Here is a 12,650-nt window from a genome sequence, read left to right as displayed (position 1 = left end):
CCTTCTATCCAAGAATTCGAGGCCGCGGTGATGACCGCCGCTGAACGGCCAGGGAGATGAAACATGACCGACGTATTTATCTACGACCACGTGCGCACGCCGCGCGGACGCGGCAAGAAGGACGGCTCGCTGCACGAAGTGCCGACGCCGCGCCTGGCCGGCAAGACGCTGGAAGCGCTGCGTGACCGCAACGGCCTCGACACCGAAACCGTCGACGACATCATTTTCGGCTGCGTCGATCCGGTCTTCGAAGCCGGCGCCGTCATCCCTAAGGCAGCCGCCTTCGAGGCCGGTTATTCCAACAAGGCGCCCGGCATGCAGATCTCGCGCTTCTGCGCTTCCGGTCTCGATGCCATCAACTTCGGCGCCGGCAAGATCGCGCAAGGCGCGGACGACATCGTCATTGCCGGTGGCGTGGAAAGCATGTCGCGCATCGGTCTCGGCATGTCCGGCGGCGCCTGGTACATGGACCCGTCGGTCAACTTCCCGGCCTACTTCATGCCGCAGGGCGTTTCCGCCGACCTGATCGCCACCAAATACGGCTTCTCCCGCGATGACGTCGACGCCTATGCGGTCGAGAGCCAGAAGCGCGCCGCCCATGCGTGGGAAAAGGGCTACTTCAAGAACTCGGTCATTCCGGTCAACGATCAGAACGGCCTCACCATCTTGGCGCATGACGAACACATGCGTCCGGGCACCGACATGCAGGGACTGGCGAGCCTCAACCCCTCCTTCCAGATGCCGGGTGAAATGGGCGGCTTCGAAGCCGTCGCCATCCAGGCCCATCCGGAAATCGAGAAGATCAACTACGTTCACCACGCCGGCAATTCATCGGGCATCGTCGATGGCGCCGCCGCCGTGCTGATCGGCTCGAAGGCGGGCGGCGAGAGCATGGGGATCAAGCCCCGCGCCCGCATCCGCGCGTTTGCCAATATCGGCTCCGATCCGGCCCTCATGCTGACCGGCCCGGTCGACGTCACCGAAAAGCTCCTGAAGCGTTCGGGCATGACGATGGCCGATATCGACCTGTTCGAGCTCAACGAGGCATTCGCCGCCGTCGTGCTGCGCTTCATGCAGCACTTCGATGTCTCGCACGACAAGATGAACGTCAACGGCGGCGCGATCGCCATGGGCCATCCGCTCGGCGCGACCGGTGCGATGATCCTCGGCACGGTGCTCGACGAACTCGAGCGCCGCGACCTGAACACCGCGCTCGTCACCCTTTGCATCGGCGCCGGCATGGGCACCGCGACCGTCATCGAACGCGTCTGATTTCGGGAGGAAACCGATGACCTATACGAATTTCAAAGTCGAAACCGACGCCGACGGCATTGCTCTCGTCACCTGGGACATGCCGGATAAGTCCATGAACGTCTTCACCGTCGAGGTGATGGACGAGATCGAGGCGATCATCGATCAGGTGGTTGCCGACAGCGCCGTCAAGGGCGTGGTCTTCACCTCCGGCAAGTCGACCTTCTCCGGCGGCGCCGACCTGACCATGCTCAAGGGCATGTTCTCGATGATCGAGGAGGAGCGCGCCAAGGATCCGGCCAACGCTACGCAGAAGCTGTTTGAGGCGGCCGGCCGGATGACCTGGCTGTGGCGCAAGCTCGAGACCTGCGGCAAGCCGTGGGTATCGGCGATCAACGGCACCTGCATGGGCGGCGCGCTCGAACTGTCGCTCGCCTGCCATGGTCGCGTTGCCGCCAATTCCAACGCCGTCAAGATCGCGCTTCCCGAAGTCAAGGTCGGCATTTTCCCCGGCGCTGGCGGTACGCAGCGCGTGTCCCGCCTGACGGACGCCCAGTCGGCGCTGCAGATGATGACCACCGGCCAGACGCTGACCGCCTCGCGCGCCAAGGCGATGGGCCTTGTCCATCAGGTCGTCGAACCGGGCGAACTGATCAACGCCGCCAAGCAGATGATCAAGGACGGTCTGAAGCCCGTCGCTCCGTGGGACGAGAAGGGCTTCAAGGTTCCGGGCGGCGGTATCTGGACTCCGGCCGCTGCCCAGCTTTGGCCGGCCGCCACCGCCATCCTGCGCCGCGAGACGCAGGGCAATTATCCGGGCGCGCTCGCCATCCTGAAATGCGTCTATGAGGGCCTGCAGGTTCCCTTCGATACGGCATTGAAGATCGAGCAGCGCTACTTCACGCAGATCCTGCAGACGACAGAAGCCTTCTCGATGATCCGCTCGCTGTTCGTCTCCATGCAGGAGCTCGGCAAGGGCGCACGTCGCCCGGCCGGCGTGCCGAAGACCGAGTTCAAGAAGGTCGGCGTCGTCGGTGCCGGTTTCATGGGCGCGGGCATCGCCTATGTCACCGCCAAGGCCGGCATTCCCGTGGTCCTCATCGACCGCGACCAGGAAGCCGCCGACAAGGGCAAGGCGCATTCGGAAGGTCTGGTGAAGGCCGCCATCTCCAAGGGCCGGATGACCAAGGAAGACGCCGAGGCGCTTCTCGCTCTCATCACCGCGACGCCGGACTATAACCAGCTTGCCGACGCCGATCTCGTCGTCGAGGCTGTGTTCGAGGACCGCAACGTCAAGAAGGCCGTCACCGAAGCGGTCGAGGCCGTGCTGCCGGAAGGCTCCGTCTTCGCGTCCAACACCTCGACGCTGCCGATCACCGGTCTTGCCGAGAACTCGAAGCGTCCCGAACAGTTCATCGGCGTGCATTTCTTCTCGCCGGTCGACAAGATGATGCTGACGGAAGTCATCCTCGGCGAAAAGACCGGCGACAAGGCGATTGCCGTGGCGCTCGACTATGTCGCCGCCATCAAGAAGACGCCGATCGTCGTCAACGATACGCGCGGGTTCTACGTCAACCGCTGCGTCTTCCGCTACATCAACGAAGCCTATGACATGCTGATCGAAGGCGTGCCGGCGACGATGATCGAAAATGCCGCCAAGATGGCCGGCATGCCGGTCGGTCCGCTGTCCTTGAATGACGAGGTCGCCGTCGATCTTTCCTACAAGATCATGAAGGCCTCGATCGCCGACCTCGGTCCGGCCTCCGTCAAGCCGGAGCACATGGCGCTCGTTGAAAAGATGGTCGACGTGCTCGGCCGTCTCGGCCGCAAGAGCAAGGCGGGCTTCTACGAGTATCCGGAAAAGCCGGCCAAGAAGTTCCTCTGGCCGGGTCTTAAGGAGCTTTATCCGCAGAAGGCTGCAAGTGACGTTGATGTCAACGTATTGAAGCAGCGCCTGCTGGCGACCATCGCTCTGGAAGCCGCCCGTACCATGGAAGAGGGCATCGTCACCGACCCGCGCGAAGCCGATGTCGGCTCGATCCTCGGTTTCGGTTTCGCGCCCTACACCGGCGGCACGCTGTCCTACATCGACGGCATGGGCGTGAAGAATTTCGTCGCGCTCTGCGAGAAGCTCGCCGCCGAATATGGCGACCACTTCCGTCCGACACCGTTGCTTCTCGAAATGGCGGAAAAGGGCGAGACCTTCTACGGCCGCTTCAATCCCTATGGGGACGAGGCAAAGGCGGCCTGAGGGGGGCCAATCCGGACACAGCTTCGAAAGGGCCGCCACGTGCGGCCCTTTCTGCGTTGGGGGACCAATTGCATCTTTGGCGTCAAACCCTTAGTTTGCGCGGGATGAGTAACGGCGAGTATCAAGGGCCGGGCATGACATTGAAAGACAAGCGCATTCTCCTGATCATCTCCGGCGGCATCGCGGCCTACAAGAGCCTCGACCTGATCCGCCGGCTGCGCGAGCGCGGCGCGTCCGTCCGTCCGGTGATGACCAAGGGGGCGGAGGAATTCGTGACGCCGCTTGCGGTCGGGGCGCTTTCCGGTGGCAAGGTCTTCACCGAACTCTTTTCGCGCGAGGAAGAGCAGGACGTCGGCCATATCCGGCTGGCGCGCGAATGCGACCTGATCCTCGTCGCCCCCGCCACCGCCGACCTGATGGCGAAGATGGCGAACGGGCTTGCAAATGATCTTGCCTCCGCCGTGCTGCTGGCCGCCGATCGCCCGGTTCTCGTGGCGCCCGCCATGAATCCGAAGATGTGGGCGAACAAGGCGACCGCGCGCAATGTCGAGACGCTGAAAGGCGACGGCATCCGCTTCATCGGTCCGATGAAGGGCGAGATGGCCGAAAGCGGCGAGGCGGGACTTGGCCGCATGGCCGAACCGCTGGAGATCGTCGCCGCGGTCGAGGCGCTGCTCGACGGTGCACCGAAGCCGCTGGCCGGCAAGACGGCCATCGTCACCTCCGGGCCGACCCATGAACCGATCGATCCGGTGCGCTACATCGCCAACCGCTCCTCAGGACGTCAGGGCCATGCAATCGCCGCTGCTCTTGCGGCGCTGGGAGCTGAGGTGACGCTCGTGTCGGGACCGGTGACCATACCCGATCCGGCCGGCGTCAAGACGCAGCATGTGGAAACGGCACGCGAGATGCTTGAGGTCGTCGAGGCGTCGCTTCCCGCCGACATCGCCGTGATGGTCGCTGCCGTCGCCGACTGGCGGGTTGCCGCCTCGGCGGACGAGAAGATCAAGAAGAAGCCGGGTGACGCTCCGCCGGCCCTGCAGCTCACCGAAAATCCGGATATCCTGAAGACCGTTGGCCATCACGCCAGAAGGCCGGCGGTCGTCATCGGCTTTGCCGCGGAAACGCAGGACGTCGAGACGAATGGCCGGGCGAAGCTGGAGCGCAAGGGCGCGGATTTCATCGTCGCCAACGACGTCTCGCCTGAAACCGGCATCATGGGCGGCACGCGCAACAGCGTGAAGATCATATCGGCGGGCGGCGTGGATGCCTGGCCGGATCTTTCCAAGGAAGAGGTGGCGGCACGTCTTGCCGCCATGATTGCCGATCGGCTTAGCTAAAGCCTATTGCTTCATCGCCACTGCCGGCATGACGGCCTGCGGGATGCCGGCCGGCTCGAACACCGCGACGTCGATGCCGTGCTCATTGACGATGACCGCACTGCCGCCGGGAATTTCCATCCAGGTGTCGGCTTCGTCGTTCAGCGGTTCCGACACGAGGCAATAGCCCTTGCCGCCGGCCATCGGCGCGGCATAGAGCGTCGGCGCCTTCTGGTCGGTCGCATAGCGCACTGCATAGAGGCTCTTGCCATCCGAAAACGCTGCGGTGAACCGCACGAGCGCCTCGCCGATCAGTGCCATCGACTGCTGCTCGACAAGCGTGATAGCATCGCTTATGGCCGCCAGCGGATCGTTCTGCAGGCCGAACTGCATCGCCAGCAGGAACAGGAGTTCCGAATCGGTGGAGCCGGCGCGGGCACAGTAGAGTTCGTCGTCCAGTGCGGTCTCGAGCTTGCGGCGCAGGCGATCGAACCCGCCGATCTGGCCGTTGTGCATGAACGACCAGCGTCCGTTGACGAATGGATGGCAATTGACGCGCTGCGTGCCGCCGGTCGTAGAGGCCCGGACATGGGCGAGAAAAAGCGGCGAGCGGATCTGCCGGGCAATGCTTTTCAGGTTGCAGTCGGACCAGGCCGGAAGGATGTCGCGGAAGCGGCCGGGCTCGGGATGGTCGCCGTACCAGGCAACGCCGAAGCCGTCGCCATTGGTCGCCGTCTTCGCCTGTGTCGCGTGGTGGGACTGTTCGATCAGCGAATGCGCGGGCGAGGAAACGATTTCTTCCAGATAGAGGGGTTCCCCCCGATAGGCTGCCCAGCGACACATGAATTGATGTCTCCAAATAAGATGGCGAATATGGCCTGTTCTGAAACGATAGCGCGAAAATGATTAAGGGCGATTCAATGCCCCAAGCTTGCGTAGGCGCGCATTGTGGCGCGATTGCGGGTGAAAATGGCCCGCAATCCTTTCCCGCATGAATTGTGAACAGTCCGTCCTTGGTGACCCTCCTGCGCTGGAGACCAATCGTCGCTATATTGGCGTCAACTTGGAAAACAGCGAGGAGATGAGATATGTCTATCCGCCCCGTAAAGCATGAAAGCGTCGCCGTGCCCGCCATGGAAGGCGCCGGCGTCAAACTGCACCGCGTCTTCGGCTTCGGCGATCCGTCGATGACCGACCCTTTCCTGATGATGGACGACTTCCGCAACGACCGTCCGGAGGATTTCATCCGCGGTTTCCCGTGGCATCCGCATCGCGGCATCGAGACGATCACCTATGTGCTGGCCGGCACCGTCGAGCATGGCGACAGCCTCGGCAACACCGGCACGCTCGGCGCCGGCGATGTCCAGTGGATGACGGCGGGTTCCGGCATCATGCACCAGGAAATGCCGAAGGGCGATTTTGCCGGCAAGATGCACGGCTTCCAGCTGTGGGCCAACCTGCCGTCGTCCCTGAAGATGACCGCGCCGCGCTATCAGGACATCAAGGGCGCCGAGATCCCCGTCGTTATCGATGATGATGGCACGGCCGTCCGGGTGATCACCGGCGATTTCTGGGGCAAGAAGGGACCTGTCGACGGCATCGCCGCCGAACCCGTCTACCTCGACATCTCCGTGCCGCCGGGCAAGCGCAAGACCTTCCCGATCGATACCTATCGCTCGGCCTTCGCCTACATCTTTGCCGGTTCAGGCACCTTCCGCGATGCCTCGAAGCCGTTCGGCGTCAAGGTGGAGAAGGAGTTCCAGGGCGAGGAGCTGAATATCCGCGACATGTCCGGAAACCGCACCCTGGTCGTGTTCGACACCGGTGACGAAGTCACGGTCCAGGCCGGCGAAAAGGGCATCCGCTTCCTGCTGGTGTCCGGCAAGCCGATCCAGGAACCGGTCGCCTGGCACGGGCCCATCGTCATGAACACGCGCGAGGAACTGATGCAGGCCATGCGCGAACTGCAGAACGGTACGTTCATCAAGCCCGCGCACTGAGATAGCTCACGGATCGACAAAGAATGGCTCCGGCGTTAACGCCGGAGCCATCGTGTCTTCAGTCAGCCTTTGAACACGACCTTGCCCTTGCGGCCGGGAACCATGCTCGCCTTGGCGGCGGCCGCGCCTTGCGTCAGGTCGAAGGTTTCCTCGACCGGCAGCTTCAACTCGCCCCTGGCCGCCAGCGTCAGAAGCTCGCCGACCATTGCAGCAAACTCCTCCGGCTTGGTACGGGCGCTGCGCTTTGCCGCCCAGAAGCCGGTCACCGTCGCCTGCTTGAAGATGACGTCGCCGGAACCGATCTCCATGGCGCCGCCGCTCATCGTGCCGAAGGTCATCAGCGTGCCGCCTTCGCCGAGAAGCTTCATCAGCTGTCCGCTTTCCTTGCCGCCGACCGAGTCGATTGCCGCCTTGATCGAGGCCTCGCCGGCAATCGCGCGCACCTGATCCATCCAGTCGGCGTCGCTGGTCGACACGGTCTTGTCGATGCCGAGTTCCGCCAGTTCGGCGATGCCTTCCTTGCGGCGCACGATGTTGATCACGTTGATGCCGCGCGACTGGCAGATCATCGCCACCGTCTTGCCGACGGCGCCGGTCGCCGCGTTCTGGATCAGCCAGTCTCCCTTCTCGAGATGAAGGTCCTCGATCGCCATCACCGAGCTGATCGGCATGGCGACGAGCTGGCAGCCGATCTCGTCGCTGACCGAATCCGGCAGCGGCACCGCGCGGGCGGCAGGCATGACGAAATACTCGGCCCAGCTTTCGGTGAGCCCGGCACCCATGACCCTCTGGCCGACCTTCAGTTGGGTCACGCCTTCGCCAAGGGCATCGACGATACCCATCGCCTCCGTGCCGCCGACCGCTGGCAGTTCCGGCTTGACGCCATATTCGCCGCGAACGGTCCACAGATCATGATTGTGGATCGGCGAGAGCCGCATCTTCACCCGGATTTCTCCGGCCGCAGGTTCGGGCATAGGGCGCTCGCCGGCCGTCAGAACCTCGGAAGGGTTGCCATAGGTTTTGTATTCAACGACTCGCATCTTGAGGCCTTCCTCTTTTGTTTTTTCATCGTTGGGGTCAACTTAGGCGGCTTCCCGTGAAAGGAAAGCCACCGCCGGTATTTGTTCGACCCTTCCGTAACTGTTTGAGATTGAAGATTCTCTCTGCCGCCACATTGACCTTCCCCGTTCTTCCAATATCTTCGGTTGAACGAATTGCGCATGGCGCTGATCTCGACCGGCTGGACGACCCGCTGTCCCGCCGGTGCGACGGGTGGGGACAAGCGGGCAGGAGGCAGCATGCTCGACGAATTCAAATCATTCATTGCCCGCGGCAATGTCATGGATCTCGCCGTCGGCGTCATCATCGGCGGCGCATTCGGCAAGATCGTATCTTCGCTTGTCGACGATATCATCATGCCGATCATCGGTGCCATCACGGGCGGCATCGACTTTTCGAACTATTTCTTGCCGTTGAGCGCCAACGTCAATGCGACGACGCTGACCGCCGCCAGGGAACAGGGAGCGGTTTTCGCCTACGGCAACTTCATCACGGTCGTCCTCAACTTCATCATTCTTGCCTGGATCATCTTCCTGATGGTCAAGTTCGTGAACCGGATCCGCATCAAGGAAGAACAGAAGCCGGCCCCGGCCGCGCCGCCGCCGGCAGACGTTCAGTTGCTGACGGAAATCCGCGATCTGCTCAAGAAGGACTGATGCGGCCGGCGCGCTTTGGCGCATCACCGGAATCGATTGGTGCCTCAAACAATGGAATGGGATTTCCCCTTCCTGCTCGGATAAAAGGGCGTTCACACTGACCTGGACGCCCTTTGCTATTGTGGTGAATGCATGACCTTTCTTGAAAGCCTCAGCCCTCGCTCCCTTGCTGCTCCGCAGAGCGGCATCGTCGAAGTGGTCAATTATGCCCGCGGCCGCGATGGCCTCATCCCCCTCTGGGTTGGCGAGGGCGATCTGCCGACGCCGGACTTCATTTCGGATGCAGCTGCCGCAGCCCTGAAAGCCGGCGAAACCTTCTACACCTGGCAACGCGGCATCCCCGAACTGCGCCAGGCGCTCGCCGATTATTACGGCCGCCATTTCGGCACCAACCTCGGCCCTGAGCATTTCTTCGCAACCGGCTCCGGCATGCAGGCCATCAAGCTCTGCGTCGAGGCGTTGACCTCGCCGGGCGACGAAATGCTGTATTTCACACCGGCATGGCCCAACATCGCCGCCGCACTCACGGTCTCCGGCGCCAAGGCGGTCGGCGTGCCCCTGCATTTCGGCGACGGCCGCTGGTCCGTCGATCTCGCCCAGGTCGAGGCAGCGATCACGCCGCGCACCCGCGCCATCTTCGTCAATACGCCGTCGAACCCGACCGGCTGGGCGGCGAGCGAAGAAGACCTGCGCAACATTCTGGCGCTGGCCCGCAAGCATGGCCTCTGGATCATGGCGGACGAAATCTACGCGCTGTTCTTCTACGCCGGCGGCCGAGCGCCGTCCTTCCTCGATGTGATGGATCCGGAAGACCGGATCGTCTTCGTCAATTCTTTCTCCAAGAACTGGTGCATGACCGGCTGGCGTGTTGGCTGGATCGTCGCACCGCCGGAAATCGGCCAGGTGCTGGAAAACCTGATCCAGTATTCCACCTCGGGCGTCGCGCCCTTCATGCAGCGTGGCGCTGTCGCGGCCCTGAATGAGGGCGACGACTTCATCCGCTCCAATATCGAGCGGGCGACGGTCTGCCGCGATCTTCTCTGCGATACGCTGATTGCCACAAACCGGGTGCAGACGCTGAAGCCCGAGGGCGCCTTCTATGCCTTCCTCAAGTTCGATGGCATCAAGGACGTGCGCGCCGCCGCCATCGATATCGTCGACAAGACGGGCGTCGGCCTGGCACCGGGCACGGCGTTTGGCGCCGGCGGTGAAAGCTTCCTGCGCGCCTGCTTCCTGCGTAATCCGGATCATATCCGCGAAGCCGGCGCACGGCTGGCGGACTACATCTCAAAGCTCTGACGGGGGTGCCGGACCGGCATCCAGTTTGACAACAGCTTCATTGCTTAAGGTCGATACCGGAAAACTGTATCGACCGGGCGATGGGGCATGTCTGCGTTGGAAATTGCAAGACGAATTGACGGGCTGATGCCGGCATGCGGCGTCCGGTCCGGGAGCAGGGCATGAAGGCGGTCATTCTCGCCGGCGGGCTCGGCACACGCATCTCCGAAGAAACGCATCTGCGCCCGAAGCCCATGGTCGAGATCGGCGGCCGGCCGATCCTCTGGCACATCATGAAGCTCTACCATGGCTATGGCATCAGCGATTTCATCATCTGCTGCGGCTTTCGCGGCTATGTGATCAAGGAATACTTCGCCAATTACGGCCTGCACATGTCGGACATCACCTTCGACCTGGAGCGCAACCAGCTGCAGTTCCACCGTAAATATGCGGAGAACTGGCGGGTGACCCTGGTCAATACCGGCGAGGAAACCATGACGGGCGGCCGCCTGAAGCGCGTCGCCTCCTATCTGGAAGGCGAGGACGCCTTCTGCTTCACCTATGGCGACGGCGTCAGCGACGTCGACATCGCCGAGACGATCCGTTTCCACAAGAGCCACGGCCGGCTGGCAACGGTGACCGCCGTGCGCCCGCCCGCCCGCTACGGCGCGCTGAAGCTTGATGGCGACAGCGTCGACGGCTTTGTCGAAAAGCCGGAAGGCGAGGGCGGCTTCATCAATGGCGGATTCTTCGTCCTCTCGCCCAAGGTCATCGACCGCATCGAGGGTGATCATCAGCCGTGGGAATCCGAGCCGCTGATGAGCCTCGCCAGCGACGGCGAGCTGAAGGCCTTCTTCCATCATGGTTTCTGGCAGCCGATGGACACGCTGCGCGACAAGAACCAGTTGGAAGCCATGTGGGCAAGCGGCAAAGCGCCCTGGAAGAACTGGTAGGCGATGGCAGGCCGGTTCGCAGTCACCAAGACGCCGCTGGAGGGACTGCTTGTGCTGGAGCGCAAGCGGCTCGGCGACGATCGCGGCTATCTGACCCGGCTCTTCTGCGCCGATGAACTGGCCGAGTGCGGCTGGGATGGCCCGGTGGCTCAGGTCAACGAGACCGGCACCGCGGAGGCCGGCACGGTGCGCGGCATGCACTATCAGAACCCGCCACATGCGGAGATCAAGCTGGTCACCTGTACGCGCGGCGCGGTCCTCGATGTCGTCGTCGACATCCGATGCGGCTCGCCGACGTTTCTGAAACACCATGCGGTCGAACTGTCCGAGGACAGCGCCCGATCGCTGATGATCCCGCGCGGCTTTGCCCATGGGTTCCAGACGCTGAGAGATGACGTGCGCATGGTCTACCTGCATTCCGCCGCCTACAGCGCGGAAGCCGAAGGCGGTCTCGACTGCCGGGACGCGGCACTTGGCATCGACTGGCCGCTGCCGATCCGCAATCTGTCGCCGCGCGATGCGGGCCATCCGCCGCTCGGGCCCGAGTTTCAGGGAGTGATCGTATGAAGTGCCGCCATTGCGGGTCTGAGAGCCTGTCGCCATTCCTGGATCTCGGCACGGCCCCGCCGTCGAATTCTTATGTGACCAAGGCGAGACTCGGAGAACCTGAGTCCTGGTATCCGCTGGTCATCCGCGTCTGCGAGGCATGCCTCCTCGTCCAGACCGAGGATTTCGCCGGCCGCGAGGTCTTCTTCTCGGAAAACTACGCCTATTTCTCCTCTTTCTCCACGTCCTGGCTGGCGCACGCCAAATCCTATGTCGAGGCCATGGCGTCGCGCTTCGATCTGGGGCCGCAGTCGAGGGTCGTCGAGGTTGCCGCCAACGACGGCTACCTCCTGCAATATGTGAAGGAAAAGGGCATCGCCTGCCTGGGCGTCGAGCCGACATCGAGCACGGCTGCCGCCGCCCGCAAGAAAGGCATCGAGATCGTCGAGGAATTCTTCGGCGTGCCTCTGGCCGAAAAGCTTGCGGCCGACGGCTGGCAGGCCGACTTGACGGCCGCCAACAATGTGCTGGCGCATGTCCCGGATATCAATGACTTCGTCTCCGGCTTCGCCCGCATCCTGAAACCCGCCGGCGTCTCCACTTTCGAATTCCCGCATCTCCTCAACATGGTCGCCGAGAGCCAGTTCGATACGGCTTATCACGAACACTATTCCTACCTCTCGCTGACGGCGGTTGTCGGTCTCTTCGAGAAGAACGGCCTGACCGTCTTCGACGTCGAGACCACACCCTGGCACGGCGGAAGCCTGCGGGTCTTCGCCTGCCGGTCCGACGGTATTGCCCGACCGGTCTCTCCGAATGTCGCGGCCATGCTGGCGGCGGAAGAAAAGGCCGGCATGCGCGACATCGGCTACTATGCCGGCTTCCAGGAACAGGCCCAGCGCGTGCGCAACGACTTCCTGTCCTTCCTGATCGACTGCCAGCGCCAGGGCGTGACGGTTGCCGCCTACGGCGCTGCCGCCAAGGGCAACACGCTGATGAATTTCGCAGGCATCAAGCCGGACTTGCTGCCGTTCGTCGTCGATCGCAATCCCGCCAAGCAGGACATGTTCATGCCCGGCAGCCGGATTCCGATCGTCTCCGAAGATGTGCTCAAGGCACGCAAACCTGAAAGGGTGGTCATCCTGCCATGGAATCTCAAGACCGAAATCGAGAACCAGCTTTCGTATATCAAAGACTGGGGTGGGAGGTTTGTGACGGCGGTGCCGGAGCTGACGGTGCATGGGTGAAGCGACCTGAATTGGACTCCACCAAAGTAGGAGCGGACGATCGCGTGAAAGCACCGGCCAAGGCCCGTTCGCGCAACAAGACATGAGAAA

General features: G+C 62.8%; 11 protein-coding genes. 9 read left to right on the top strand and 2 right to left on the bottom strand.

What is annotated here, in order from left to right; genetic code table 11:
* The first annotated feature begins 63 nt into the window (after positions 1-63).
* The 3 genes from ACU5AZ_RS07480 to coaBC all read left to right on the top strand — a co-directional run bounded on the left by ACU5AZ_RS07480 (position 64) and on the right by coaBC (position 4,842).
* On the top strand, positions 64-1,272 hold the full coding sequence (locus tag ACU5AZ_RS07480) for an acetyl-CoA C-acetyltransferase (protein ID WP_446825382.1): 1,209 nt from the start codon (positions 64-66) through the stop codon (positions 1,270-1,272).
* A gap of 16 nt (positions 1,273-1,288) precedes the next feature.
* The gene (locus tag ACU5AZ_RS07475) at positions 1,289-3,502 is read left to right on the top strand and encodes an FAD-dependent oxidoreductase (RefSeq protein WP_446825381.1); all 2,214 of its coding nucleotides are present in this window, start codon (positions 1,289-1,291) and stop codon (positions 3,500-3,502) included.
* Between the two features lie 134 nt (positions 3,503-3,636).
* Positions 3,637-4,842, top strand: coding sequence for a bifunctional phosphopantothenoylcysteine decarboxylase/phosphopantothenate--cysteine ligase CoaBC (gene coaBC / locus ACU5AZ_RS07470; RefSeq protein ID WP_446825380.1), 1,206 nt, complete (start codon positions 3,637-3,639; stop codon positions 4,840-4,842).
* A 3-nt stretch (positions 4,843-4,845) separates the two neighbouring features.
* Here the strand turns inward: coaBC and ACU5AZ_RS07465 are convergent, their stop codons facing one another.
* Entirely contained in the window at positions 4,846-5,664 is an 819-nt protein-coding gene (locus ACU5AZ_RS07465) for a class II glutamine amidotransferase (RefSeq protein WP_446825379.1), read from the bottom strand.
* Between the two features lie 245 nt (positions 5,665-5,909).
* Between ACU5AZ_RS07465 and ACU5AZ_RS07460 the strand changes: the two genes are divergently transcribed.
* The gene (locus ACU5AZ_RS07460; RefSeq protein WP_446825378.1) at positions 5,910-6,821 is read left to right on the top strand and encodes a pirin family protein; all 912 of its coding nucleotides are present in this window, start codon (positions 5,910-5,912) and stop codon (positions 6,819-6,821) included.
* 62 nt (positions 6,822-6,883) lie between these two features.
* Here the strand turns inward: ACU5AZ_RS07460 and ACU5AZ_RS07455 are convergent, their stop codons facing one another.
* Entirely contained in the window at positions 6,884-7,861 is a 978-nt protein-coding gene (locus ACU5AZ_RS07455; protein WP_446825377.1) for a zinc-binding dehydrogenase, read from the bottom strand.
* Between the two features lie 258 nt (positions 7,862-8,119).
* Between ACU5AZ_RS07455 and mscL the strand changes: the two genes are divergently transcribed.
* The 5 genes from mscL to ACU5AZ_RS07430 all read left to right on the top strand — a co-directional run bounded on the left by mscL (position 8,120) and on the right by ACU5AZ_RS07430 (position 12,560).
* The gene (gene mscL / locus ACU5AZ_RS07450) at positions 8,120-8,536 is read left to right on the top strand and encodes a large conductance mechanosensitive channel protein MscL (protein ID WP_446825947.1); all 417 of its coding nucleotides are present in this window, start codon (positions 8,120-8,122) and stop codon (positions 8,534-8,536) included.
* A gap of 132 nt (positions 8,537-8,668) precedes the next feature.
* On the top strand, positions 8,669-9,835 hold the full coding sequence (locus ACU5AZ_RS07445) for a pyridoxal phosphate-dependent aminotransferase (protein WP_446825376.1): 1,167 nt from the start codon (positions 8,669-8,671) through the stop codon (positions 9,833-9,835).
* A 161-nt stretch (positions 9,836-9,996) separates the two neighbouring features.
* Positions 9,997-10,767: a glucose-1-phosphate cytidylyltransferase gene (rfbF, locus tag ACU5AZ_RS07440; protein ID WP_446825375.1), complete on the top strand. Its 771-nt coding sequence runs from the start codon at positions 9,997-9,999 to the stop codon at positions 10,765-10,767.
* 3 nt (positions 10,768-10,770) lie between these two features.
* A complete protein-coding gene (locus tag ACU5AZ_RS07435) occupies positions 10,771-11,334 on the top strand; it encodes a dTDP-4-dehydrorhamnose 3,5-epimerase family protein (protein ID WP_446825374.1) in 564 nt (187 codons plus the stop codon).
* Positions 11,331-12,560, top strand: coding sequence for a methyltransferase domain-containing protein (locus tag ACU5AZ_RS07430; protein WP_446825373.1), 1,230 nt, complete (start codon positions 11,331-11,333; stop codon positions 12,558-12,560). The genes ACU5AZ_RS07435 and ACU5AZ_RS07430 overlap by 4 nt, the downstream gene beginning before the upstream one ends.
* Positions 12,561-12,650 lie beyond the last annotated feature (90 nt).

The sequence above is a fragment of the Rhizobium sp. PAMB 3182 genome (assembly GCF_052908355.1).
This window is presented reverse-complemented; position numbering and strand designations above follow the sequence as displayed.